This is a genomic window from Streptomyces sp. NPDC013457 (genome assembly GCF_043089925.1).
Lineage (GTDB): Bacteria > Actinomycetota > Actinomycetes > Streptomycetales > Streptomycetaceae > Streptomyces.
Genome location: NZ_JBICBL010000007.1, coordinates 204600 through 227342 on the forward strand (window position 1 = coordinate 204600; position 22743 = coordinate 227342).

Annotated in this window: 21 protein-coding genes; 17 read left to right on the forward strand and 4 right to left on the reverse strand. The window is 71.0% G+C overall.

Translation table 11 applies throughout. From position 1 onward, the window contains the following. Nucleotides 1-112 precede the first annotated feature (112 nt). The 14 genes from ACF1G2_RS20430 (at nt 113) to ACF1G2_RS20495 (ending at nt 15380) form a co-directional block, all read left to right on the forward strand. Entirely contained in the window at nt 113-1435 is a 1323-nt protein-coding gene (locus ACF1G2_RS20430; protein WP_391799625.1) for an MFS transporter, read from the forward strand. A gap of 9 nt (nt 1436-1444) precedes the next feature. Next, nucleotides 1445-2806 carry a Pup--protein ligase gene (gene pafA / locus ACF1G2_RS20435; RefSeq protein ID WP_137990376.1) on the forward strand — a complete coding sequence of 454 codons (1362 nt, stop codon included), beginning with the start codon at nt 1445-1447 and terminating at the stop codon, nt 2804-2806. Nucleotides 2807-3120: 314 nt separating this feature from the next. Continuing rightward, nucleotides 3121-4059, forward strand: coding sequence for an FKBP-type peptidyl-prolyl cis-trans isomerase (locus tag ACF1G2_RS20440; RefSeq protein WP_391799626.1), 939 nt, complete (start codon nt 3121-3123; stop codon nt 4057-4059). Nucleotides 4060-4119: 60 nt separating this feature from the next. Then, entirely contained in the window at nt 4120-4500 is a 381-nt protein-coding gene (locus ACF1G2_RS20445; RefSeq protein WP_391799627.1) for an FKBP-type peptidyl-prolyl cis-trans isomerase, read from the forward strand. A 126-nt stretch (nt 4501-4626) separates the two neighbouring features. Then, on the forward strand, nt 4627-5583 hold the full coding sequence (locus ACF1G2_RS20450) for a helix-turn-helix transcriptional regulator (protein ID WP_383224741.1): 957 nt from the start codon (nt 4627-4629) through the stop codon (nt 5581-5583). Nucleotides 5584-5600: 17 nt separating this feature from the next. Beyond that, nucleotides 5601-6557, forward strand: coding sequence for a helix-turn-helix transcriptional regulator (locus ACF1G2_RS20455; protein ID WP_391799628.1), 957 nt, complete (start codon nt 5601-5603; stop codon nt 6555-6557). A gap of 151 nt (nt 6558-6708) precedes the next feature. Beyond that, nucleotides 6709-6948, forward strand: coding sequence for a hypothetical protein (locus ACF1G2_RS20460; protein WP_391799629.1), 240 nt, complete (start codon nt 6709-6711; stop codon nt 6946-6948). A gap of 70 nt (nt 6949-7018) precedes the next feature. Next, nucleotides 7019-7216, forward strand: a complete 198-nt coding sequence (locus ACF1G2_RS20465) for a hypothetical protein (RefSeq protein WP_391799630.1) — start codon at nt 7019-7021, stop codon at nt 7214-7216. Between the two features lie 254 nt (nt 7217-7470). Further along, nucleotides 7471-7752, forward strand: coding sequence for a Sec-independent protein translocase subunit TatA (tatA, locus tag ACF1G2_RS20470; RefSeq protein ID WP_391799631.1), 282 nt, complete (start codon nt 7471-7473; stop codon nt 7750-7752). A 107-nt stretch (nt 7753-7859) separates the two neighbouring features. Further along, nucleotides 7860-8771: a twin-arginine translocase subunit TatC gene (gene tatC, locus ACF1G2_RS20475; RefSeq protein ID WP_391799845.1), complete on the forward strand. Its 912-nt coding sequence runs from the start codon at nt 7860-7862 to the stop codon at nt 8769-8771. A gap of 42 nt (nt 8772-8813) precedes the next feature. Beyond that, entirely contained in the window at nt 8814-9728 is a 915-nt protein-coding gene (locus tag ACF1G2_RS20480) for a diacylglycerol kinase (protein WP_391799632.1), read from the forward strand. Between the two features lie 44 nt (nt 9729-9772). Next, nucleotides 9773-12601 (forward strand): DEAD/DEAH box helicase, encoded by a 2829-nt coding sequence (locus ACF1G2_RS20485; RefSeq protein ID WP_391799633.1) that lies wholly within the window; start codon nt 9773-9775, stop codon nt 12599-12601. A gap of 231 nt (nt 12602-12832) precedes the next feature. Then, the gene (locus ACF1G2_RS20490) at nt 12833-14218 is read left to right on the forward strand and encodes a cytochrome P450 (RefSeq protein ID WP_391799634.1); all 1386 of its coding nucleotides are present in this window, start codon (nt 12833-12835) and stop codon (nt 14216-14218) included. A gap of 19 nt (nt 14219-14237) precedes the next feature. Next, on the forward strand, nt 14238-15380 hold the full coding sequence (locus ACF1G2_RS20495; protein WP_391799635.1) for a winged helix DNA-binding domain-containing protein: 1143 nt from the start codon (nt 14238-14240) through the stop codon (nt 15378-15380). A gap of 17 nt (nt 15381-15397) precedes the next feature. On the opposite strand, the gene ACF1G2_RS20500 is transcribed toward ACF1G2_RS20495, so the two are convergent. Then, nucleotides 15398-15853: an ABA4-like family protein gene (locus ACF1G2_RS20500; RefSeq protein ID WP_391799636.1), complete on the reverse strand. Its 456-nt coding sequence runs from the start codon at nt 15851-15853 to the stop codon at nt 15398-15400. Beyond that, nucleotides 15850-16752 carry a hypothetical protein gene (locus ACF1G2_RS20505; RefSeq protein WP_391799846.1) on the reverse strand — a complete coding sequence of 301 codons (903 nt, stop codon included), beginning with the start codon at nt 16750-16752 and terminating at the stop codon, nt 15850-15852. The genes ACF1G2_RS20500 and ACF1G2_RS20505 overlap by 4 nt, the downstream gene beginning before the upstream one ends. A 178-nt stretch (nt 16753-16930) precedes the next feature. On the opposite strand from ACF1G2_RS20505, the gene ACF1G2_RS20510 reads away from it, so the two are divergent. Beyond that, the gene (locus ACF1G2_RS20510) at nt 16931-17563 is read left to right on the forward strand and encodes a MerR family transcriptional regulator (protein ID WP_391799637.1); all 633 of its coding nucleotides are present in this window, start codon (nt 16931-16933) and stop codon (nt 17561-17563) included. 128 nt (nt 17564-17691) lie between these two features. Here ACF1G2_RS20510 and ACF1G2_RS20515 read toward each other — a convergent pair whose 3' ends face one another. Both ACF1G2_RS20515 and ACF1G2_RS20520 read right to left on the reverse strand, forming a co-directional pair. Beyond that, nucleotides 17692-18528 carry a siderophore-interacting protein gene (locus ACF1G2_RS20515; protein ID WP_391799638.1) on the reverse strand — a complete coding sequence of 279 codons (837 nt, stop codon included), beginning with the start codon at nt 18526-18528 and terminating at the stop codon, nt 17692-17694. Nucleotides 18529-18600: 72 nt separating this feature from the next. Continuing rightward, nucleotides 18601-19506, reverse strand: a complete 906-nt coding sequence (locus ACF1G2_RS20520) for a 5'-3' exonuclease H3TH domain-containing protein (RefSeq protein WP_391799847.1) — start codon at nt 19504-19506, stop codon at nt 18601-18603. Between the two features lie 329 nt (nt 19507-19835). Between ACF1G2_RS20520 and ACF1G2_RS20525 the strand changes: the two genes are divergently transcribed. Both ACF1G2_RS20525 and ACF1G2_RS20530 read left to right on the forward strand, forming a co-directional pair. Continuing rightward, nucleotides 19836-20924: a glycine betaine/L-proline ABC transporter ATP-binding protein gene (locus ACF1G2_RS20525; protein ID WP_391799639.1), complete on the forward strand. Its 1089-nt coding sequence runs from the start codon at nt 19836-19838 to the stop codon at nt 20922-20924. Continuing rightward, complete coding sequence (locus tag ACF1G2_RS20530) at nt 20917-22722, forward strand: ABC transporter permease/substrate binding protein (RefSeq protein WP_391799640.1); 1806 nt, start codon at nt 20917-20919, stop codon at nt 22720-22722. The genes ACF1G2_RS20525 and ACF1G2_RS20530 overlap by 8 nt, the downstream gene beginning before the upstream one ends. Nucleotides 22723-22743 lie beyond the last annotated feature (21 nt).

Consider the following 22743-nt stretch of genomic DNA (forward strand, 5'->3'; position numbering starts at 1 on the left):
AGGTGGTCCACTGCCCGCGGGGTGGACCCGTGGGATCCCCACATGGTACGTATGACCCGAGGCGTTATACGTAAAACCTCGGGGGTGGACTACCGGGGGAGAGGAGACGGACATGGCCACCGAGGCCAAGGAGAGCCGCGGTTATCGCGACATACTCAGGGCGCCGCACGCGATGCGGCTGCTCGCCGGCACGCTCATCGGCCGGCTCCCCAACGGCACCGGGCCCATCGCCATCGTGCTCTTCGTCCGCTCCGAGGGCGGCAGCTACAGCCTCGCGGGCGGGCTCACCGCCGCGTACGGCATCGCGACCGCCGTCGGACAGCCGCTCCTCGGCCGCGCCGTCGACCTGAAGGGGCAGCCGCGCGTCCAGCTCCCCGCCGCGCTCGTCTCCGCCCTCGGCATGATCGTCCTGGCCCTGGCCGGAATCAGCCCCCTCGTGCTCGCCTATGCGGCGGTCGTCGTCGCCGGACTCTTCACCCCTCCGCTCGAAGGCGGACTGCGTGCCCTGTGGCCGAGCGTCCTCGGCCGCGAGGACCGGGTCCACCGGGCCTACGCCCTGGACGCCGTGGCCCAGGAGGTCATGTTCACCGTGGGCCCCCTGCTCGTGACCCTCCTGGTGGCCCTCTGGTCGCCCGCGGCGGCCCTGTTCGTCATCAACGTCATCGGCGTCCTCGGGGCGCTCTCCGTGGTCCTCTCCGAGCCCTCGCGCGCGTGGCGCTCGGAGCCCCGCGAGGCGCACTGGCTCGGCGCCCTGCGCTCGCCCGGTCTCCTGGCCCTGCTCGGCTCGTTCTTCTTCGTCGGGCTCGCCCTCGGCTCCATCACGGTCGCCGCCCTCGCGTACGCCGACGGCCGGGGCAACGAAGCCGCGTACGGCTGGCTGATGGCCGCCCTCGGCCTCGGCGCGCTGACAGGCGGCGTCCTCTACGGCGCCCGTCGCTGGACGGGCGCCCCCGAGCGGCGGCTGACGATCATCGTCGGTCTGCTCGCCCTCGGTTACCTCCCGCTCATGCTCACCCCCGGTGTCATGCCGATGACCGCCCTCGCCGCGCTCTCCGGCGTCTTCCTGGCGCCCGCCCTCGCCTGCGGCTTCATCGTCGTCGACCGGCACGCCCCGAGCGGTACCGTCACCGAGGCCTTCTCCTGGCTCGTCACGACCTTCGGCGTGGGCGCCGCGCTGGGCTCCGCTGTCGCCGGGCCCGTGGTCGAACTCGCCGGAACCACCGCGGGCTTCGCCGTCGCCGGAGCCGGCGGCACGGTTGCCCTCCTGGTCCTGCTGGCCACCGGCCGGGTGCTCGCGGCGCCCGCCCGCCGTGAGCGACACGCCGTCAGCGCGGCCACGGGCGGGGCGGGCCGCACCGAAAAGAACACGCACTCATCGGAAAATGATCGAAACGGGGCCGTCGAACCCGGTTTCAGCTCAGGCCTTCAGGCGTAATGTTCAGACATGGACCGCCGCATTTTCGGGCTGGAGAACGAGTACGGCGTCACGTGCACGTTCAGGGGACAGCGCCGACTGTCTCCTGACGAAGTGGCGCGCTACCTCTTCCGCCGTGTCGTGTCATGGGGCCGCAGCAGCAATGTCTTCCTGCGGAACGGCGCCCGCCTGTACCTGGACGTGGGTTCGCATCCGGAATACGCAACGCCGGAATGCGACAACGTGACCGAACTGGTCACCCACGACAAGGCCGGTGAGCGCATTCTCGAAGGCCTGCTCGTCGACGCCGAACGCCGCCTGCACGAGGAGGGAATCGCGGGCGACGTCTATCTCTTCAAGAACAACACCGACTCGGCGGGAAACTCCTACGGCTGCCACGAGAACTATCTCGTCGCCCGCCACGGAGAGTTCTCCCGGCTGGCGGACATCCTCATTCCCTTCCTCGTCACCCGACAGCTCATCTGCGGCGCCGGAAAGGTGCTGCAGACCCCGCGCGGCGCGGTCTACTGCGTCTCCCAGCGGGCCGAGCACATCTGGGAGGGCGTCAGCTCCGCGACGACCCGATCCCGCCCCATCATCAACACCCGTGACGAGCCGCACGCCGACGCCGAGCGCTACCGCCGGCTCCATGTCATCGTCGGCGACTCGAACATGTCCGAGACGACCATGCTGCTCAAGGTCGGCGCCACCGACCTCGTGCTGCGCATGATCGAGGCGGGCACCGTCATGCGCGACCTCACGCTGGAGAACCCGATCCGGGCCATCCGCGAGGTCAGCCACGACATCACCGGCCAGCGCAAGGTCCGTCTCGCCAGCGGTCGCGAGGCCTCCGCCCTGGAGGTCCAGCGCGAGTACTACGAGAAGGCCGCGGACTTCGTCGACCGCAGGGGCATCCGTACGGGCACGGTCGCCCAGGTCCTGGAGCTGTGGGGCCGCACGCTCGACGCGATCGAGGCCGAGGACCTGGACCGGATCGGCACCGAGATCGACTGGGTCATGAAGTACAAGCTCATCGAGCGGTACCGGGCGAAGAACAACATGACCATGTCGCACCCCCGGGTCGCGCAGATAGACCTCGCGTACCACGACATCCACCGCCGCCGCGGGCTCTACTACCTGCTGGAGCGCAAGGGGCAGGCGGCAAGGATCTGCAACGACCTGAAGATCTTCGAGGGCAAGTCCGTGCCCCCGCAGACCACCAGGGCGCGCCTGCGCGGCGACTTCATCCGCCGCGCGCAGGAGCAGCGACGGGACTTCACCGTCGACTGGGTCCACCTCAAGCTCAACGACCAGGCGCAGCGCACCGTGTTGTGCAAGGACCCCTTCCGGTCCGTCGACGACCGGGTGGAAAAGCTGATCGCCGGAATGTAGGACATCGGCGTACGAAGTGCCGGGGCTCCGCGCGATTCCACGCGCGGGGCCCTCGGCCTGTCCGGACGGTCCCCTAAGGGGTGTCTCGCCGGTCATGCCGGGCTGGCGGGGTCTGGCACGCACTTCCCCGTAGCCCTTCGGGCACGGGAGGTGCCCCCACGCCGCGTTGTCGTCGGTCGCCGACGCTCCGCGTCGGCTCCCTCCTCCGCCTGGGGATCGCACGCACCAGCCCCCGCTCCCTGATCCGGCCTGATCGACGAGACACCCCCTAGAGTGTCGAGCAACTAATGTGCCGTCTGAGATCTGAGGAACACGTGCGCCGACTTGCCGGCCTACTGGTCGTCCCACTGCTGCTGCTCTCGACCGCGGCCTGCGGCAGCGACGACGGAGGCTCCGATTCCGCCTCGATGAAGAACGGGCTGCCCGCCATCACCGCGGGTGAGAAGTTCGGGGAGAAGCCCACCCTCTCGAAGGGCGAGGGCGACCCGCCCAAGGAACTCAAGGTCAACGTGATCAGCGAGGGCGACGGCGCGGTCACGAAGAAGGGCGACGCGCTCCAGGTGAACTACCTGGGTCAGGCCTGGGACTCCACCACCCCCTTCGACAACAGCTTCGACCGGGGGACGCCGTTCGACCTGACCCTCGGCGCCGGCCAGGTCATCAAGGGCTGGGACCAGGGCCTGGAGGGCCAGAAGGTCGGCAGCCGCGTCGAGATCGGCATCCCGCCGGAGCTCGGCTACGGCGAGCAGGGCCAGGGCGACATCAAGCCCAACGCCACCCTCGTCTTCGTCGTGGACATCCTGAAGTCCACGACGATCCCGAAGTCCGCCGAGGGCACCGAGGTCGCCCAGGACAACAAGGACCTGCCCAAGGTCGGTACGAACACCGACGGCAAGGCCCCCTCGCTCACCGTGCCGAAGGTCGACCCGCCGACCAAGCTCGTCTCCAACTACATCCTGGAGTCCAAGGGCGAGGTCGTGCAGGGCACCGACACGGTCGTCGTGAACTACGTCGCGGCGCTGTGGAAGGACGGCAAGGTCTTCGACTCGACGTACGCGACGGGCAAGACCGCGAACTTCCCGCTGTCGCAGCTGACGTTGAAGGGCCTCAAGAACGGCATCACCGGCAAGAAGGTCGGCAGCCGCATCCTGATCGTCGCCCCGCCGGCCGAGGCCTTCGGCGACCAGGAGCAGCAGGGGATCCCTAAGAACTCCACGCTGGTGTTCGCCGTCGACATCCTGGCGAAGATGTAAGACTGTCCCGGTCGCGCACTTCACCGTTGCGCGGTTCATCAGTTTGAGGAGCACACTGCAGTGAGCATCGAGAAGCCCGAGGTCGACTTCCCGGGCGGCGAGCCGCCGGCCGACCTGGAGATCAAGGACATCTGGGAGGGCAACGGCGAGGTGGCCGGCGCCGGCGACTTCGTCAAGGTCCACTACGTGGGTGTGGCCTTCTCCACCGGCGAGGAGTTCGACGCGTCCTGGAACCGCGGCAGCGCGCTGGACTTCCAGCTCGGTGTCGGCCAGGTCATCGCGGGCTGGGACCAGGGCGTGCAGGGCATGAAGGTCGGCGGCCGCCGCCAGCTGGTCATCCCCGCGCACCTCGCCTACGGCGACCGGGGCGCGGGCAGCGCGATCGCCCCCGGCGAGACGCTGATCTTCGTCTGCGACCTGGTCGCGGTCAAGAAGCGCTGACCGGAACCGCTCGAACGAGGGCCCGTGCCTGTCCAGGCACGGGCCCTCGCTTTTGCCCGGACACCCCGGGGCGGTACGGTCGGATGTCCCCAGAAGTCAATCCGGCAGAAGAGGTGCAGGGCGTCGATGGCGATTGCCAAGGCCGAGCGGCTGATGAATCTGGCCCTCTGCCTGCTCGGGACCCGCAGGCCGCTCAGCAAGCGCGAGTTGCGCGGCTCCATCGAGGCCTACATGGAAGCCGGAACCGACGACTCCTTCAACCGGATGTTCGAGCGCGACAAGGACGATCTGCGCGAGCTCGGCCTGGTCATCGAGACCGTCGAGAACCTGGAGGGCGAGACCGGCTACCTGGCCCGCCGCGACTCCAACCGCCTCCCCCCGATCACCCTCGACGCCGAAGAGGCCGCGGCGCTCGGCCTGGCCGCCAGGGTCTGGCAGCAGGCCCGTCTCGCCGGAGCCGCCAGCGGCGCCCTGCAGAAGCTCCGCGCGGCCGGTATGCCCGAGGCCGAGGACTCGTACGACGCCCAGCACAGCGCCCTCGAACCGCGCATCCCGGTCCACGAGGCCGCGTTCGAGCCGCTGATGCTGGCCTGCCGCGACCGGCGCCCGGTCGTCTTCGACTACCGCAAGGCGACGGCGGCCCGCCCCGAGACCCGCCAGGTCGAGCCGTGGACCCTGGAGTGCTGGCGCGGCCACTGGTACCTGGCCGGCTGGGACCGCGACCGTGGTGCCGAGCGCGTCTTCCGCCTCTCCCGCATCACCGGCAAGGTCCGCTCCCGGGCCGGCGCCTTCACCGCGCCCGTGCCGGACGTGGTCACCGTCCGCGAGACCGTGGAGAGCTGGGCCGGTGAGACCGCCACCCGCTCCGCCCGCATCCGTCTGCGCGCCGGCTGCGGCTACCCGCTGCGGGCGCGCGCACAGTCCGTGCACGAGGGCGCGGACGGCTGGGACGAGCTGGAGATTCCGTACGGGCACGGCCTGGACGCCTGGCTCGTGGAGTTCGGTCCCGATGTCGTCGTACTCGAGCCCGCGGATCTGCGGGCCGACGTGGTGGACCGGCTGCGCGCCGTGGCCAAGGGCTGAAGGGGGAGACGTACAGCATGGCTGCGAACGCGATCGACCAGACGAGGCGGATGCTCTCCCTCGTCACGTACCTGCGGGAACGCCCCGGCGCGCATGTCGCCGACGTGGCCCGCGCCTTCGGGATCACCGAGGACGAGCTGATCTCGGACCTCGACGTGCTGCCGATGTGCGGCACGAGCTTCCGCGGCGGTGACCTGCTCGACATCGACACCGACGGCGACCGGATCTGGTGGCACAACCCGGACGACGTGGCCGAACCCCTGCGCCTCGCCGCGGACGAGGCGACGGCGCTGCTGGTCGCCGCGCGGGCCGTGGCGACGCTGCCCGGGCTGCGGGAGGGCGACCGGGAAGCCCTGCTGCGGGCCACCGCCAAGCTGGAGACGGCGGCCGGTGAGGCCGCCGGGGCGAGCGCGCGGCTCTCGGTCACCTTCGAATCCGAGGGCGGTGTCTTCGCCGAGGTGGACCGGGCGATCTCGGAGCGCCGGCGGCTGTGGGTGCGGTACTACTCGCCCGCCCGTGACGAGCTGACCGAGCGCGAGGTCGACCCGATCCGGCTCTTCGCCGTCGGGCACACCTACATGGAGGCGTGGTGCCGGCTCTCCGAGGCGCGCCGCACCTTCCGTCTCGACCGGGTCGCCGAGATCCGGATCCTGGACGAGCACGCCGCGCCACCGGAGCTCGAGCTCCGCGATCTGTCGGAAGGGCTCGTCCAGCCGTCCGCGGAGGACCCGGAGGTCGTCGTCGAGGTGGGACCCGGTGGCCGCTGGGTCGCGGAGTACTACCCGCACGACCGGGCCGAGGAGCTGTCCGACGGGGGGCTTCGCATCACGCTGCGTACGCCGACCCCCGCCTCGCTGCGGCGGCTGGCGCTGCGGCTCGGCAGCGACGGGCGGATCGTCTCCCCGCAGGACCTCGCCGACAGTGCTCGGGAGGCGGCGTCCGCGGCGCTCGCCGCGTACGAGGGCCAGGCGTAGGGCACGGGGAACGGGGAATGTGAGATTCCCCGCCGAGCCGACACAGGCGTCCGGAGGGCGACGACGCGGTGGCGGGGGACGCGGTACCGAGTACAGGGCAAGCGAGAGCGCGGGAACGAGAGGTACGAGGGAAATGTCCGTGATGCACGGAATGACAGCTTCGATCGCACCGGTCTTCTTCAAGGCCGCCTGCCCGGACTGCCGCGCCGGCTTCGAACTCTCCGCGGGCGCCCTGCGCCTCGCCATCGGCGCCAGCCGCCGTACGACCTTCTACTCGTTCACCTGCCCCGAGTGCGGCAGCTCCGTCCGCAAGCCCGCGGGCGAGCGGATCGTCGAACTCCTCACCGGCGGCGGCGTCCGCACCCTGCGCCTGCACTCCTCCACCGTCTGACGTCCCGTCCGTCGGCCGTCCCGTGCCTCGCGGGACGAGCCTGCCTCCGGACAGCGTCTAGGCTCGGCACATGTTCTGGCCCATGCTCGCCATCGCTCTCGGCTTCCTCGGCATCGCCGTCCTCGGCGTCCTCGCCATCAGGGTCTTCATCGAGGCCCAGCGGCTCGGCCGCGAGGTGGCCCGTACCACCGAGCGCATCAACCGCGCCGCCGAAGACCTCGAACGTGCCGCCACCGACCTCGGCCGGACCGGCGGGGCCCTGCGCTAGCACACCGAATCCGCGGCCGCGCGGCGGCGCTCCGGGGGCGCGGTGGTGGTCTCCTCGCCTGCGGCAGCGCGGGGTACGCTGCTGATCGCGGCCCAGATTCCGGAGGTGCGGGTCGCAAACGGGTGTACGCACGGGGATTGCCCTGCGTTTACTCGTGCGCGTTACGATCGCTGACGGTCGGGTTCGGACACAGGTCCGGGCGGCGACCGCCAGACCAGCACCACGCCGCCTCGATGAGAAGGTAGACCACGCTTATGTTCCGTCAGATCGGTCCCCTCGAGATCAGCCTGATCCTCCTTGTCATCGTGCTGCTCTTCGGAGCCAAGAAGCTGCCCGAGATGGCCCGTTCCCTCGGCAAGTCGGCACGCATCCTGAAGAGCGAGGCCAAGGCGATGAAGTCGGAGGGCCAGCAGCCCGCCCCCGCCGACCCGCCGGCCGAGCAGCCCCCGGCCGCGCAGCGCACCATCAAGGCCGCCCCCGGCGACGTCTCCTCCGCCCGGCCCGTCACCGAGCCGTCCGACACCACCCAGCGCTGACCCCGCTCGACCCCCAGGGCCGCTGCACGACGGCCTGCCGCACGAGATGAGGACGTGGGTTGCTCAAGCCTGCCCGCACGAAGAAGGAGAAGGACCCCGAGGGGCGGATGCCGCTCGTGGAGCACCTGCGCGAGCTGCGCAACCGCGTCGCCAAGGCGATGCTCGCGGTCATCGTGACCTCGGTGGTGGCCGCGTTCTTCAGCCAGCAGCTGATGGACTTCCTCTCCTCGCCCGTCCCGAAGTGCCCGCCCGGCACCTCGATCGCCGACAACACCGGCGGGCGCTGCGTCGTCATCGCGTACCAGACCGTGCTGTCGCCGTTCACCTCGACGGTGAAGGTGGTCATGCTGGCGGGTGTCATCGCCGCCTCCCCGGTCTGGCTGTACCAGCTGTGGGCGTTCGTCGCGCCCGGCCTGCACAAGAGTGAGAAGCGGTACGCGTACTACTTCGCGGCCGTCGCCGTGCCCCTCTTCGCCACCGGCGCCTACGTCGCTTACCTGATCATGCCGGTCAGCGTGAAGGTCCTGATCAGCATCACGCCCGACGTCGCCTCGAACTTCGTCTCCCTCGACGACATCCTGGACTTCACCACGCGTATGGTGCTCGTCTTCGGACTCGCCTTCGAACTTCCCCTGCTGCTGATCATGCTCAACTTCGCCGGCGTCGTGACCGGCAAGCGCATGGCCGGCTGGTGGCGCGGCGTGATCATGGGCGTCTTCGTCTTCGGTGCGATCGCCACCCCGTCGACCGACCCCTTCGGCATGATCGCCCTCTCCGGGCCGATCATCGTCCTGTACTTCATCGCCGTCGGCATCGCGATGCTCAACGACCGGCGCCGCGCCCGGAAGAACCCGGACGCCGAGCTCGACGACGACGAGGCCTCCGTCCTCGACCTCACCCCCGAGCCCGTCGGAGCCATCGGAACGGTGAGCGCCGCCCGCGCCCTGCCCGAGCAGTCCGCCGGTGAGGCCGACGGCGCAAGGTCGCTCCGTCCCGGCGGTTACGACGACATCACCTGATCTTGTAGGGTCCTGCCCCCAGCTCCGTCCGGGGGGACGCCCATGACCCGCGAGATCACCCTCTTCGTCAACCCCACCGCGGGACGCGGCCGGGGCGCGCACGCCGCGCGACCGGCCGCTCGCGCCTTCGAGGACGCCGGATTCACCGTCCGTACCCTTCTCGGCGCAGACGCCGCCGATGCCCTGCGGCGCGCCCGTGAGGCCGTCGAGGGCGGAACCGGTGCGCTCGTCGCCGTCGGCGGCGACGGCATGGTCTCCCTGGCCCTGCAGGCCGTGGCCGGCACCCGCACCCCGCTCGGCGTGGTCGCCGTCGGCACCGGGAACGACTTCGCCCGCGCGCTCGGCCTGCCCCTGCGCGAACCGGCGGCCGGGGGCCGTCTCGCCGCCGGACTGCTCCAGGGCGGGGGCGGGCGCGACATCGACCTCGGCAGGGTCGGCGACCGGTGGTTCGGCACCGTGCTCGCGTCCGGCTTCGACTCCCGGGTGAACGACCGGGGCAACCGTATGCGGCTGCCCGTCGGCCGCTTCAGATACGACCTCGCGATGATCGCCGAGCTCGCCGCCTTCCGGCCCGTCCCGTACCGCCTCACCTTCGGCGACGGCACGGAGCGGCGGGTCGAGGCCACGCTCGTGGCCGTCGGCAACGGCACCTCGTACGGGGGTGGCATGCGGATCTGCGCCGGGGCGAGCATGGACGACGGTCTCTTCGACGTCACCGTCGTCGGCGACTGCAGCCGTACGACGCTGATCAAGGTCTTCCCCCGGGTCTACCGGGGCACCCACCTCGACCACCCCGTCGTCACCGTCCACCGCGTCCGCTCCCTCACCCTCGACGCGCCCGGAGTCACCGGCTACGCCGACGGCGAGCCGCTCGGACCGCTTCCGCTGACCGCGGAGTGCGTGCCCGGAGCGCTGCGGGTCCTGGCGCCTCCGGCCGGGTCCGCGGTCCCTCATTAAAGATCGCGTCACTGTCAGAGGTGGCGGGTAGGCTCGACAACAAGATGACAGAGGACCTCACACCAGCCGAAGCGTACGCAGCCGCCCGGGCCCGCAACGCCGAGCAGGCCACGGCGCTGGCCCCCTTCCGCGAGATGTACGAGTTCGGTCTGGACCCCTTCCAGATCGAGGCCTGCCAGGCCCTCGAAGCGGGCAAAGGCGTGCTCGTCGCCGCGCCCACGGGCTCCGGCAAGACCATCGTCGGCGAGTTCGCCGTCCACCTCGCCCTGCTCCAAGGGCGCAAGTGCTTCTACACGACACCGATCAAGGCGCTGTCGAACCAGAAGTACGCCGACCTCGTGAAGCGGTACGGCCCGGGCAAGGTCGGCCTCCTCACCGGCGACAACAGTGTCAACGGGGACGCCCCGATCATCGTCATGACCACCGAGGTCCTCCGCAACATGCTGTACGCGGGGTCCCAGGCGCTCAGCGGCCTCGGCTACGTGGTCATGGACGAGGTGCACTACCTCTCGGACCGCTTCCGCGGCGCCGTATGGGAGGAGGTGATCATCCACCTCCCCGAGTCGGTGACGCTCGTGTCGCTCTCCGCGACCGTCTCCAACGCCGAGGAGTTCGGCGACTGGCTCGACACCGTCCGGGGCGACACCGAGGTCATCGTCTCCGAGAGCCGCCCCGTGCCGCTCTGGCAGCACGTCCTGGCCGGCCGCCGGATGTACGACCTCTTCGAGGAGGAGACCGACCACGGCGGCCGCGGCGCGGCCCGCCGCGAGGTCAACCCCGACCTGCTGCGCCTGGCCCGCACCGAGAACTCCCGTACGTACAACCCGCGTGAGCGCCGCCGCGGCAAGATGGTCCGCGAGGCCGACCGCGAGCGCGAGCGCCGTCAGCGCTCCCGCATCTGGACGCCCGGACGGCCCGAGGTCATCGACCGCCTCGACGCCGAGGGGCTGCTGCCCGCGATCACCTTCATCTTCAGCCGGGCCGGCTGCGAGGCCGCCGTCCAGCAGTGCCTCTACGCGGGCCTGCGCCTCAACAACGACGAGGCGCGGCAGCGGGTCCGCGAGATCGTCGAGGAGCGCACGGCCGCCATCCCCTCCGAGGACCTCCACGTCCTCGGGTACTACGAGTGGCTGGAAGGCCTGGAGCGCGGCATCGCCGCCCACCACGCCGGCATGCTGCCCACGTTCAAGGAGGTCGTGGAGGAGCTGTTCGTACGCGGCCTCGTCAAGGCGGTCTTCGCGACCGAGACCCTCGCGCTGGGCATCAACATGCCCGCCCGGTCCGTGGTCCTGGAGAAGCTCGTCAAGTGGAACGGCGAGCAGCACGCCGACATCACCCCCGGCGAGTACACCCAGCTCACCGGACGCGCCGGACGGCGCGGCATCGACGTCGAGGGTCACGCCGTCGTCCTCTGGCAGCGCGGTCTCGACCCGGGGCACCTCGCCGGACTCGCCGGCACGCGTACGTACCCACTGCGCTCGAGCTTCAAGCCGTCGTACAACATGGCCGTCAACCTGGTCGACCAGTTCGGCGCCCACCGCTCGCGCGAGCTCCTGGAGACCTCGTTCGCACAGTTCCAGGCGGACCGGTCGGTCGTCGGCATCTCCCGTCAGGTCCAGAAGAACGAAGAGGGCCTGGAGGGCTACCGGGAGGGCATGACCTGCCACCTCGGGGACTTCGAGGAGTACGCGCGACTGCGCCGCGACCTCAAGGACCGCGAGACCGAACTGGCCAAGCAGGGCGTCGCGCAGCGGCGCGCGGCGGCCGCGGCCTCCCTGGAGAAGCTGAAGCCGGGCGACGTCATCCACGTGCCCACGGGCAAGTTCGCCGGACTCGCCCTCGTCCTCGACCCGGGGATCCCGGCGGGGCGGACCAACGGCCACCGCGGCTTCGAGTCGCACGACGGGCCCCGCCCGCTCGTGCTCACGGCCGAACGGCAGGTCAAGCGGCTCGCGTCGATCGACTTCCCGGTCCCGGTCGAGGCCATGGAGCGCATGAGGATCCCCAAGTCCTTCAACCCGCGCTCCCCGCAGTCCCGCCGTGATCTCGCCTCCGCACTGCGCACCAAGGCGGGCCACCTGAACCCCGAGCGGCACCACAGGCAGCGCGCCGCCGCGGCCGACGACCGCGAGATCAGCAGGCTCCGTACCGAACTGCGCGCGCACCCCTGCCACGGCTGCGACGAGCGGGAGGACCACGCCCGTTGGGCCGAGCGCTATCACCGGCTGCAGCGGGACACCCGGCAGCTGGAACGGCGCATCGAAGGCCGGACGAACACGATCGCCCGGACCTTCGACCGGATCGTCGCGCTCCTCACCGAGCTCGACTACCTGCGCGGCGACGAGGTCACCGGCAACGGCAAGCGGCTCGCCCGGCTCTACGGCGAGCTCGACCTGCTGGCGAGCGAGTGCCTGCGCGACGGGGTGTGGGAGGGACTGACCCCGCCCGAACTGGCCGCGTGCGTCTCGGCGTTGGTCTACGAGGCACGTCAGCCCGACGACGCCGTGGCGCCGAAGGTGCCCGCAGGGAAGGCCAAGGCCGCGCTCGGCGAGATGGTACGGATCTGGGGACGTCTCGACGCCCTGGAGGAAGAGTTCAAGATCAACCAGGCGGAAGGGGTGGGACAGCGCGAGCCGGACCTCGGCTTCGCCTGGGCCGCCTACCAGTGGGCGTCCGACAAGGGGCTCGACGAGGTCCTGCGGGAGGCGGAGATGCCCGCCGGTGACTTCGTGCGCTGGTGCAAGCAGGTCATCGACGTCCTGGGGCAGATCGCGGCCGCGGCGCCGAAGGAGAACAGCACCGTCGCCAAGAACGCGCGCAAGGCGGTGGAATCGCTGCTGAGGGGAGTCGTCGCGTACAGCTCGGTGGGCTGACGCCTCGCTTCCGAACTCACCTGCGGGGGCCCGTGGCCGATGCCACGGGCCCCTTGGCGTGCGTCAACATGGCGTGCTTCATCGCGGATGGTGCGGTACGTCGTCCGGGCGGGGCCGAGCAGCCCGGACGAGCGTTGTCCACAGGGGGTTGTCCACAGGGGTGGCGGAGTGTCAGGCCTCTCCGATTCCATGGACTCACACACCGGGCAAGACCGCTGGGAGGGGACGCACGTGACCACGCAAGCCGGTTCGGCCGCCGTCGAGGAGACGGCCGACGGACACACGATCGTGCCGGGGCCACGAGGTGTACCGCTGCTCGGAAACCTTCCGGAGTTCGGCAAGGACCCGCTCGCCTTCTTCGAGCGGCTGCGCGAGCGCGGCGATGTCGTCAGCTGGCGCTTCGGACGCGGCCCGGCGCTCTTCATCGCGCACCCCGACACCATCGGAGAGCTCCTCACCCAGGTCGAGAGCACCTTCGACCAGCCCGACCTCGGCATAGCCTTCCGCACGCTGCTGGGGAACGGAGTCGTGGTCGCCAAGGGTGCCGACTGGCGCCGCAAGCGCTCCCTCGTCCAGCCTTCCGTCCGGCCCAAGCAGGTCCGTTCCTATGCCGCCACGATGGCCGAGTGCGCCGTCGCCCTGGCCGACCGGTGGAGCGACGGACAGCACATCGACATCAAGAAGGAGATGGCCGCCCTCACCCAGCTGATCGCCGTCCGGACCATCTTCGGCGTGGACACCGCCGCCGACGCGGAATCCATCGGCCGTGCCATGGATGTCGCCCAGAAGGAGATCGGTGCCGAATTCAGCGGCGTCGGAGCCCTGTTGCCCGACTGGGTGCCCACGCCCGGACGGGCGCGCATCAAGCGAGCGACCGCGGTCATCGACGCCGAGGTCGGCCGGGTCGTCGCCCGCCACCGCGACGGCGAGGGAGAGCGGCCCGACCTGCTCAGCCGGCTCCTGGCCGCCCAGGACGAGACCGGCGCGCACCTCTCCGACCAGGAGATCCGCGACGAGACCGTCACGCTCTACATCGGCGGACACGAGACCACCAGCTCCACCCTCGTCTGGGCCTGGCACCTGCTCTCCCGCAACCCCCGCGTGCGGGACGCGCTGGGGGAGGAGCTGGACCGGGTCCTCGGTGACCGGGAGCCGGGCTTCGACGACTACGCACAACTGACGTACGCGCAGGCGGTCGTGAAGGAGACGCTCCGGCTCTACCCGACGATCTGGCTCCTGACCGGTGTGGCCAGGGACGGTGCGAAGCTCGGCGGGATGCCGATAGCGCCCGGGACGCGGGTATGGAGCAGCCAGTGGGCCACGCATCGGGACGGGCGCTGGTTCCGCGATCCGGATGAGTTCCGCCCGGAGCGCTGGGGGACGACGGAGGGCGAGGCCGGCGAGGACATACCGGAGTACGCGTGGTTCCCGTTCGGAGGTGGACCCCGGGCATGCCTCGGGACGCGGTTCGCGATGGTCGAGGCCGTCCTGATCCTCGCCGTCCTCGCCCGTCGGTTCCGGCTCGACCTCGACCCCGGCGAGATCCGCCCCGTGCCGAGCCTGACCCTCCAGCCCGACCGCGAGGTCCTCGCCACGGTCCGCACGCGCCGCCCGTGAGGTGCGGGATGATCTCCGTATGAAGATCAGTGCCCGGGGGCTCAACCGGTCCACTCTCGCCCGGCAGTTGCTGCTCCGCCGAGAGGACATCGGTGCCGCCGACGCGGTACGGCGGGTGGTCGCGCTGCAGGCCCAGCAGCCGGCCTCGCCGTACCTGGCCCTGTGGAACAGGATCGCCGGGTTCGACCCGTCCGGACTCGACGACGCCTTCACCCGCGGGTCGGTGGTCAAGACGACCCTCATGCGGATCACCCTGCACGCCGTCCACACCGACGACTACCGGGCCTTCCGTACGGCCCTGCACCCCGTGCTGAGGGCCGCGAAGCTCGGTGACCGCTTCACGGTGTCGGGTCTGACCCCGGCCGACGCCGACATGCTCGTCCCCGAGCTGCTGGCCTTCGCGGACCGGCCCCGGACGAACGCGGAGTACGAGGCCTGGCTGGAGCAGCGGGTGGGGACCGCGCCGAAGTCCGGGGCCTGGTGGGGGCTGCGGCAGTACACACCGCTGCTGCACGCACCCACCACGCCGCCGTGGTCGTTCGGGGAGCGCCCCTCGTACGTCGCACCCCCGGACCCGCCGACCCCTCCGACCCCGGAGGAGTCGGACGCCGCGCTGGGGACGCTGCTCCTGCGCTATCTCGAAGGGTTCGGGCCCGCGTCCCCGGCGGACATGGCGCAGTTCGCCATGGTCCAACGGGCCAGGGTCAGAAGGGCGCTGGCGGTGCTGAGCGACGAGCTGGTACGGAAGGAGGGACCGGACGGCGAAGAACTGTTCGACGTGCCGGACGCGCCCTGCCCGGACGAGGACACGCCCGCCCCGGCGCGACTGATGGCCATGTGGGACAGCACGCTGCTGGCCTATGCCGACCGCAGCCGGGTCATCCCGCCCGACTACCGGCCGGTGGTCATCCGCAGGAACGGAGACGTGCTGCCGACCCTGCTGGTGGACGGCCATGTCGCCGGGGTGTGGCGCCCTACGGAGGCAGGCATCGAGGCGACCGCGTTCCACGCCCTCCCGGACGACGCCTGGGAGGACCTCGCCGCCGAGGCCCGTTCCCTGACGGCGTTCCTCGCCCCGCGCGAACCACGGGTCTACAGCCGCTACGCCCACTGGTGGAGCAGACTCCCGGCAGGCGAGAGACGCCTCCTGCCGGGCACGTGAGGCACGGACCCGCGGGGTCAGGCGGGGTCCGGTGTCGGGGTCGGGGTTGCGGGTGTGGGCTTCCTCCTGGTTGCTCGCAGGGCCAGGAACACGAGCACTCCGAAGGGGGAGAGCAGGATCGTCAGGACCAGCAGCGGGCCCATCAGCAGGGGCGAGATGCCGCGCAGGCGGGCCTCTCGGTACATCCACTGGCCGACCAGCAGATCCCAGGCGATCACCTGGGCCCAGACCGCCGCGGCTCCGTTCGCCAGGGCGGTGAGTTCCCGGAAGCGGTCGAGGTCCGGGCTGCTGACCGCCGCCCACAGCTCGGGGAAGACCGGGAGCGCCAGGGCGAGGTACACCGCGAGGATCGGTACGACGGTCAGCGGCGAGGCCGCGATCCGCTCGGTCCAGTGCCAGCGTGGCGCGAAGATCATGAGCAGCCAGACGGGGGCGGCGAGGTAGAAGCTGAGCTCGAAGAGGAAGCCGGTCATGAGGCGAACTCCTTGGCGGTTGGGGCGGTCACGGTGTGGTTGGTGGTGCGCAGGGCGGCCCACGTGGCTCCCGCGCCGAGGAGCGCGATCGCGCCGGCCGCTCCGAGGGTGGCGCCGTCCGGGTCGAGCAGCGCCTGACCGCGCAACGCCTGCCAGGTGACGAGGGCGAAGAGCGCCGCGTACGTCCCCGAGGCCACGAACGTCAGCCGCAGACGTACCCGTTCGTCGCGCAGCCGGGCGAACCGCGGGGCGAGCGTGACGAGCAGGAGCAGCACGAGCGGGATCGCCTGGAGGGCGTGCATCCCGAAGAAGTGGGCGATGCGCAGATCACCGCCCGTGGTGGACCAGCCGGTCAGGGCCATGGAGGGGCCGCCGTCCGGGACGCCGACGCTGTGCGCGCCCACCATGCCCGTGTCGTCCCCGACCGCGAGCTGTTCGGGCGTGGGCCGCGTCATGACGAACCCGATCGCGGCCCCCGTCAGGGCGATCAGGGAGGCGAGCCGTACCGCCCAGGCGGTGGCGCGGTCCAGGATCCGGGCGCGCAGCAGCAGGACCGCGATGACCAGCGCGGCCAGCCACAGGAGGGCGACGGTGGCGCCCATGACCCGGAAGACGGCGGAGTCGAAGGACGTCTCGTGGTTGAAGTGGCTCTGCCGCCCGCGGATCACCTGCATCGTGATCAGTACCATCTCGACGAGACTCGTCACGGCCACCGCCGTGCCCGCCCACCAGCCGACCCGGCGGCCCCGGGGGAGCAGGGTGAGCATCCAGGCGAGTGTCATGCAGTAGGCGACGAACGACACCGCGAACTTGAACGGCTTCGTCCAGATCGGCACGCCGACCAGGACCCGGTCGTCGAAGAGCACGCCGCCGAAGGCGACCAGGGCGAGTAACGCCATCGACGCGGAGAACCAGACCAGAGGCCGGTGGAGCTCGCGCACACGCGGAAAGGATGAGGACATGGGTACCCCCGTTGCAGCATGGATAGCAATACTCGCTGCTATCTGATAGCGACACTATCTAGGATGGAGGGGTCGCTCGGCAAGTCCGGAGCGGGACGGGAAAGGTGAACGCAGAGTGCGCATCGGAGAATTGAGTCGCCGGACCGGGGTGTCGGTACCGACGATCAAGTACTACCTACGGGAAGGGCTGCTGCCGGCCGGGGAGTTGACGAGCCCCAACCAGGCCTCGTACGACGAGACGCACGAGCGGCGCCTTCGCCTGATCCGAGCGCTTCTGGATGTCGGCGGACTGTCGATCGCCGGGATCCGTGAGGTGCTCGCGGCGATCGAGGACCGGGAACGGCCCGTGCACAAGATGCTGGGCGCGGCGGCCGACCGTGTCGTGCCGCGCTACACGGAGGAGCCGGGCGAAGGCGTCGTCCTGGCCCGGAAGGCCGTCGCCGACCTGATCGGCCGGCGCGGCTGGAGCACGTCCCCGGAGAGCCCGGCGGCGGAGGCGCTCGCCGTCGCCCTCGCTGCGCTGACGGAGGTCGGCCACGGAGGCTTCGCCCAGGTGCTCGACGCGTACGCGGAGGCGGCGGAGCAGGTGGCCCGCGCGGACCTCGAGTACGTCGCGGGCAACGTGGAGCGGGAGGAGCTCGTGGAGAGCGTCGTGGTGGGGACGGTGCTGGGGGACGCGATGTTCGCGGCGCTGCGGAGGCTGGCGCACGTGGACGTGTCGGGAAAGGTCTTCGGCACGGGTGGGTGACCGCGCACCGTGAAGGTGCCGGGCGCTTCGGCGCCTGGCACCTCGCCCCGACGTGCCGGGCGCTTCGGCGCCTGGCACCTCGCCCCGACGGCGCCGGCGAGGCGGCCGTCCGCCCGGCCGCCTCGCGGTCAGTTCTCCTGCTCGCGTTCCACCTGGTCGTTCCATTCGCGCTTGATCGCGCGCCAGGCCTCGTCCGTCTTGCCCAGGCGCCAGTATCCCGAGATGGACAGGCGCTCACGCGCGACCTGGCGGTCCAGGCGCAGATGGCGGCGGAGCTCCTTCACGAAGCCCGCCTCGCCGTGGACGAAGGCATGGACGTCGCCCGGCGGGAACTCCAGCGCACGGACCGCCTCCAGCAGGGCCTCGCCCGCCGGGCGGTCATCCCGGTGCAGCCAGGTCACCTCGACGCCGTCCGCCGTGGCGAACTTCTGCTCCTCCGACGCGTCCGCGACCTCGAGGAACGCGCGGACCGTAGAGCCCTCGGGCAGCCGCTCCAGAGCCACCGCGATCGCCGGCAGCGCACTCTCGTCGCCAACCAGAAGATGCCAGTCCGCCTCGGTGTCCGGCGCGTAGCCGCCGCCCGGGCCCAGGAAGCGGATCGTCTCGCCCGCGACGGCCCGCGCGGCCCACGGTCCGGCCAGGCCCTCGTCGCCGTGGACCACGAAGTCGACGGTCAGCTCCCGGTGGACGGGGTCCCAGCTCCGTACCGTGTACGTCCGGGTGGTGGGCCACTGCTCCCGCGGGAACTCCGCGCGGATCCGCTCCATGTCGAACGGCTCGGGGTAACTCACGCCCTCCGCCGGGAAGAGCAGCTTCACGTAGTGGTCGGTGTACTCGCCCACGGAGAAGGCCTCCAGGCCCTCTCCGCCCAGTACGACCCGCACCATGTGCGGAGTGATCCGCTCCGTGCGCACCACCCGCGCCTCGTGGGCCTGCGGTGCCTTGCGCGCGGGCTGCTCTGCCACGACGGTCTCCCTGACTCGGCGAACTTAGGTATACCTAAGCTAGCATCCCGGGTCGTCGTCGGCCCACCGCGGCTAGCGCGCCAGTACGGGAAGCAGCCGCGAGACCGCCCCGCCGAGGCCCCACCGCGTCACCAGCTCCGCCACCGCCTCGGGGTCGCGCGGCGACGGCGGGAGGACCGGGTCGAACTCCGGCAGCGGAACGTCCCCGGCCACCCGGACCACCGTCGGGGCCACGTCCAGATAGGCCGCCGCCTCCACGATCCCGCGCCGCTTGGCCGGGGTCAGCTTCGACGTACGGTCCAGGGCCGCCGTGCGCACGCCCGCCAGATCGCCGTACTCCGTGATCAGCTGTGCGGCCGTCTTCTCGCCGATGCCCTTCACCCCGGGCAGCCCGTCGCTCGCGTCGCCGCGCAGCGCCGCGAAGTCGGCGTACTGGTCCGCCCGCACGCCGTACTTCGTACGGATCATCTCGCCGTCGACCAGATCGCAGTCGCCGACGCCCTTGCGCGGGTACAGCACGCGCACGCCCCGCTCGTCGTCCACCAGCTGGAACAGGTCCCGGTCGCCCGTGACGATGTCCACCGGCCCCTTCGCCTGCCCGGCGAGCGTCCCGATGACGTCGTCCGCCTCGTACCCCGCGACCCCGACGCGGGCGATGCCGAGGGCGTCGAGGACGGCCTCGATCACCGGCACCTGCGGGGCCAGGGTGTCCGGGACCTCCTCCTCGTCCGGCCCGGTCTCCGTCACCACGGCGACCCGGTGCGCCTTGTACGAGGGGATCAGGTCCACCCGCCACTGCGGGCGCCAGTCGGCGTCCATGCAGGCGACCAGGTCGTCGGGGTGGTGGTCCTGGACGAGCCGCGTGATGAAGTCGAGGAGGCCGCGCACGGCGTTGACGGGCGTGCCGTCCGGAGCCCGGACCGAGTCCGGCACACCGAAGTACGCGCGGAAGTACAGAGAGGCGGTGTCGAGGAGCATCAGGCGTCGGGTCACACCCCGATCATGCCGCACCCCACCGACAGCCGTGCCGCACCTCTCCGACAGCCATGCCGCCACCCCGCCGACAGCGGCCCACGCTGCAAGCGGCCTCCCCAGGACCCGCCCCCAGTGACCCCCGTCACCTTTGCGTTTGCGGTGTGAGGCCCCGGGCAGGCGCGGGCCCGGAGCGGACCCGGTCCGGCGGTTCGCATGCGCATCGCCGGACGTCACGGGAGTCGCGGGCCGATACCGCCCCGCTCCACGGCCCGGCTGCGGGGGCAGTGGGTCCCCGAGGACGACGTCCGAGGGGACGGGCCGTTTTCGTTTCGATGCGTGAGGTGTATGTGTCCAGGCTCCAGGCCGATCACCTGTACAAGGTGTTCGGCAGACGACCCGACGAAGCCGTGAGGAAGCTCGCGAACGGCGCGGACCGCGACGAGCTCCGCGCCGACGGCACGACCGCGGCGGTGATCGACGCGTCCTTCACCGTCGACCCCGGTCAGATCTTCGTGGTGATGGGTCTGTCCGGATCCGGCAAGTCCACCCTCCTGCGCATGCTCAACGGCCTGCTGGAGCCCACCGCGGGCCGCGTGCTGTTCGACGGCAAGGACCTCACCGCGCTCAGCCCCCGCGATCTGCGCACCGTGCGGTCCACGAAGATCAGCATGGTCTTCCAGCACTTCGCCCTCTTCCCGCACCGCAGCGTCCTCGAGAACGCCGCCTACGGCCTGGAGGTCCAGGGCGTCCCGCGCGCCGAGCGCGAGACGCGGGCCGCCGAGGCCCTGGAGCTGTGCGGACTCGCCGGCTGGGAGAAGTCCTGGCCCGACGAGCTGTCCGGCGGCATGCAGCAGCGCGTGGGCCTCGCCCGCGCGCTCGCCACCGACGCCGACCTGCTCCTCATGGACGAGTCGTTCAGCGCCCTCGACCCGCTGATCCGCCGCGACATGCAGGACCAGCTCCTCGAACTGCAGAAGCGGCTGAAGAAGACCATCGTCTTCATCACCCACGACCTCAACGAGGCCATGCGCCTCGGCGACCGCATCGCGGTGATGCGCGACGGCCGGATCGTCCAGCTCGGCAGCGCCGAGGACATCCTGATCCGTCCCGCCAACGACTACGTCGCCTCCTTCATCCAGGACGTCGACCGCTCGCGTGTCCTCACGGCCGCCGCCGTGATGACCGAGCCCGAGCACCCGCGGCCCGACGGCTGCGACTGCGAGACCGTCGGCCCCGACACCCCCGTCGCCGAGCTGTGCGCCGTCAGCGCCCGCGTCCCGCACGCGGTGGCCGTCGAGGACGCCGACGGCACCGTCCTCGGTGTCGTACCGCAGTCCCGTCTGATCGGCTTCATCGGGGACGAGCAGCGCCCGCCCGTTGCCTGCACCACCGGCGAGAAGGAGGTGGCCACCCATGCCTAGGCTCCCTCTCGGCCAGTGGGTCGACAGCTCCGTCGACTGGCTCCAGGTCCAGCTCTCCTGGCTCTTCGACGCCATCACCACCGTCGTCACCGGTCTCTACGACGGAATCGACGCGGTCCTCTCCGCGCCCGAGCCCCTGCTCTTCGCCGGCATGCTCGCCGTCGTCGCCTGGTGGCTGCGCGGGCTCACCGCCGGTGCGCTCGCCTTCGCGGGCTTCGCGCTCGTCGACTCCGTCGAGCTGTGGGACGACGCCATGTCGACCCTCTCGCTGGTGCTCGTCGCCACCCTCGTGACCCTCGTGATCGCCGTACCGCTCGGCATCTGGGCGGCCCGCTCCAAGACCGTCAGCGCCGTCCTGCGCCCGGTCCTGGACTTCATGCAGACCATGCCCGCCATGGTCTACCTGATCCCCGGCATCATCTTCTTCGGCGTCGGCGTGGTCCCCGGCATCATCGCCACGATCGTCTTCGCCCTGCCGCCCGGCGTCCGGATGACCGAACTCGGCATCCGCCAGGTCGACGGCGAACTCGTCGAGGCGGCCGAGGCATTCGGCACGACCCCGCGCAACACGCTGCTGCGCGTGCAGCTGCCGCTCGCCCTGCCCACGATCATGGCCGGTATCAACCAGGTCATCATGCTCGGCCTGTCCATGGTCGTCATCGCCGGCATGGTCGGCGGCGGCGGGCTCGGCGGCGCGGTCTACCGCGCCATCGGCAACGTCGACATCGGCCTCGGCTTCGAGGCCGGCATCTCCATCGTCATCCTCGCCATGTATCTCGACCGGATGACCGGCGCGCTGGGCCGCCAGGTCTCGCCGCTCGGCCGCCGGGCGCTCGCCAAGGCGCGGGCCGTGAGCGCCGCGCGCGCCGGCGCGAAGCTCTGGGGCCACCGCCCGCAGCCCGTCACCGCGCTCGTGGGCGTGGTCGTCCTCGCGCTCGTCGCGGGCGGCATGGGCTTCCTCGGCGGCGGCACGGCGTCGACCACGGCCGGCGGCAAGGACATCGGCCACGGCAAGAAGATCACCATGGGCTACATCCCGTGGGACGAGGGCATCGCCTCCACCTTCCTCTGGAAGGAACTGCTCGAACGGCGCGGCTACGAGGTCGACGCCAAGCAGCTGGAGGCCGGCGCGCTGTACACCGGCATGGCGGGCGGTCAGATCGACTTCGAGACCGACTCCTGGCTCCCGGTCACGCACGCCCAGTACTGGGAGAAGTACCAGAACAAGCTGGAGGACCTCGGCTCCTGGTACGGCCCGACCTCGCTGGAGCTGTCCGTGCCGTCGTACATGAAGGGCATCGACTCGCTCGACGACCTCAAGGGCAAGAGCGGCCAGTTCAAGGGCCGGATCGTCGGCATCGAGCCGAGCGCCGGAATGATGGGCATCCTCAAGGACAAGGTCCTCGACGCCTACGGCCTCAAGGGCGAGTACAAGGTCGTCGACGGTTCCACGCCCGGCATGCTCGCCGAGCTGAAGCGCGCGTACGACAAGAAGGAACCGGTCGTCGTGACGCTCTGGTCGCCGCACTGGGCCTACTCGTCGTACGACCTGAAGAAGCTCAAGGACCCCCAGGGGACCTGGGGCAAGGGCGACGGCGTCCACACCCTCGCCCGTAAGGGTTTCACCGCCGACAACCCCGAGGTCGGTGCCTGGCTGAAGAACTTCAAGATGACCGAGAAGCAGCTCACGGATCTCGAAGCCGCCATCCAGGAGACCGGCAAGGGCAAGGAGCAGGAGGCCGTCCGCGGCTGGCTGGACAAGAACCCCGGCCTCGCCGAGAAGCTGGCTCCGCAGTAGGGCCGGAGGGGCCGTAGCGGG

Bases quoted from the DNA above. Each gene is read 5' to 3' on its own strand.
- tatC (WP_391799845.1), top strand. From the start codon at position 7,860: ATGCCGCTCGTGGAGCACCTGCGCGAGCTGCGCAACCGCGTCGCCAAG.
- ACF1G2_RS20430 (WP_391799625.1), top strand. From the start codon at position 113: ATGGCCACCGAGGCCAAGGAGAGCCGCGGTTATCGCGACATACTCAGG.
- pafA (WP_137990376.1), top strand. From the start codon at position 1,445: ATGGACCGCCGCATTTTCGGGCTGGAGAACGAGTACGGCGTCACGTGC.
- ACF1G2_RS20505 (WP_391799846.1), bottom strand. From the start codon at position 16,752: ATGGCGTTACTCGCCCTGGTCGCCTTCGGCGGCGTGCTCTTCGACGAC.
- ACF1G2_RS20450 (WP_383224741.1), top strand. From the start codon at position 4,627: ATGGCGATTGCCAAGGCCGAGCGGCTGATGAATCTGGCCCTCTGCCTG.
- ACF1G2_RS20455 (WP_391799628.1), top strand. From the start codon at position 5,601: ATGGCTGCGAACGCGATCGACCAGACGAGGCGGATGCTCTCCCTCGTC.
- ACF1G2_RS20525 (WP_391799639.1), top strand. From the start codon at position 19,836: ATGCGTGAGGTGTATGTGTCCAGGCTCCAGGCCGATCACCTGTACAAG.
- ACF1G2_RS20460 (WP_391799629.1), top strand. From the start codon at position 6,709: ATGACAGCTTCGATCGCACCGGTCTTCTTCAAGGCCGCCTGCCCGGAC.
- tatA (WP_391799631.1), top strand. From the start codon at position 7,471: ATGTTCCGTCAGATCGGTCCCCTCGAGATCAGCCTGATCCTCCTTGTC.
- ACF1G2_RS20465 (WP_391799630.1), top strand. From the start codon at position 7,019: ATGTTCTGGCCCATGCTCGCCATCGCTCTCGGCTTCCTCGGCATCGCC.
- ACF1G2_RS20530 (WP_391799640.1), top strand. From the start codon at position 20,917: ATGCCTAGGCTCCCTCTCGGCCAGTGGGTCGACAGCTCCGTCGACTGG.
- ACF1G2_RS20485 (WP_391799633.1), top strand. From the start codon at position 9,773: ATGACAGAGGACCTCACACCAGCCGAAGCGTACGCAGCCGCCCGGGCC.
- ACF1G2_RS20480 (WP_391799632.1), top strand. From the start codon at position 8,814: ATGACCCGCGAGATCACCCTCTTCGTCAACCCCACCGCGGGACGCGGC.
- ACF1G2_RS20495 (WP_391799635.1), top strand. From the start codon at position 14,238: ATGAAGATCAGTGCCCGGGGGCTCAACCGGTCCACTCTCGCCCGGCAG.
- ACF1G2_RS20520 (WP_391799847.1), bottom strand. From the start codon at position 19,506: ATGCTCCTCGACACCGCCTCTCTGTACTTCCGCGCGTACTTCGGTGTG.
- ACF1G2_RS20500 (WP_391799636.1), bottom strand. From the start codon at position 15,853: ATGACCGGCTTCCTCTTCGAGCTCAGCTTCTACCTCGCCGCCCCCGTC.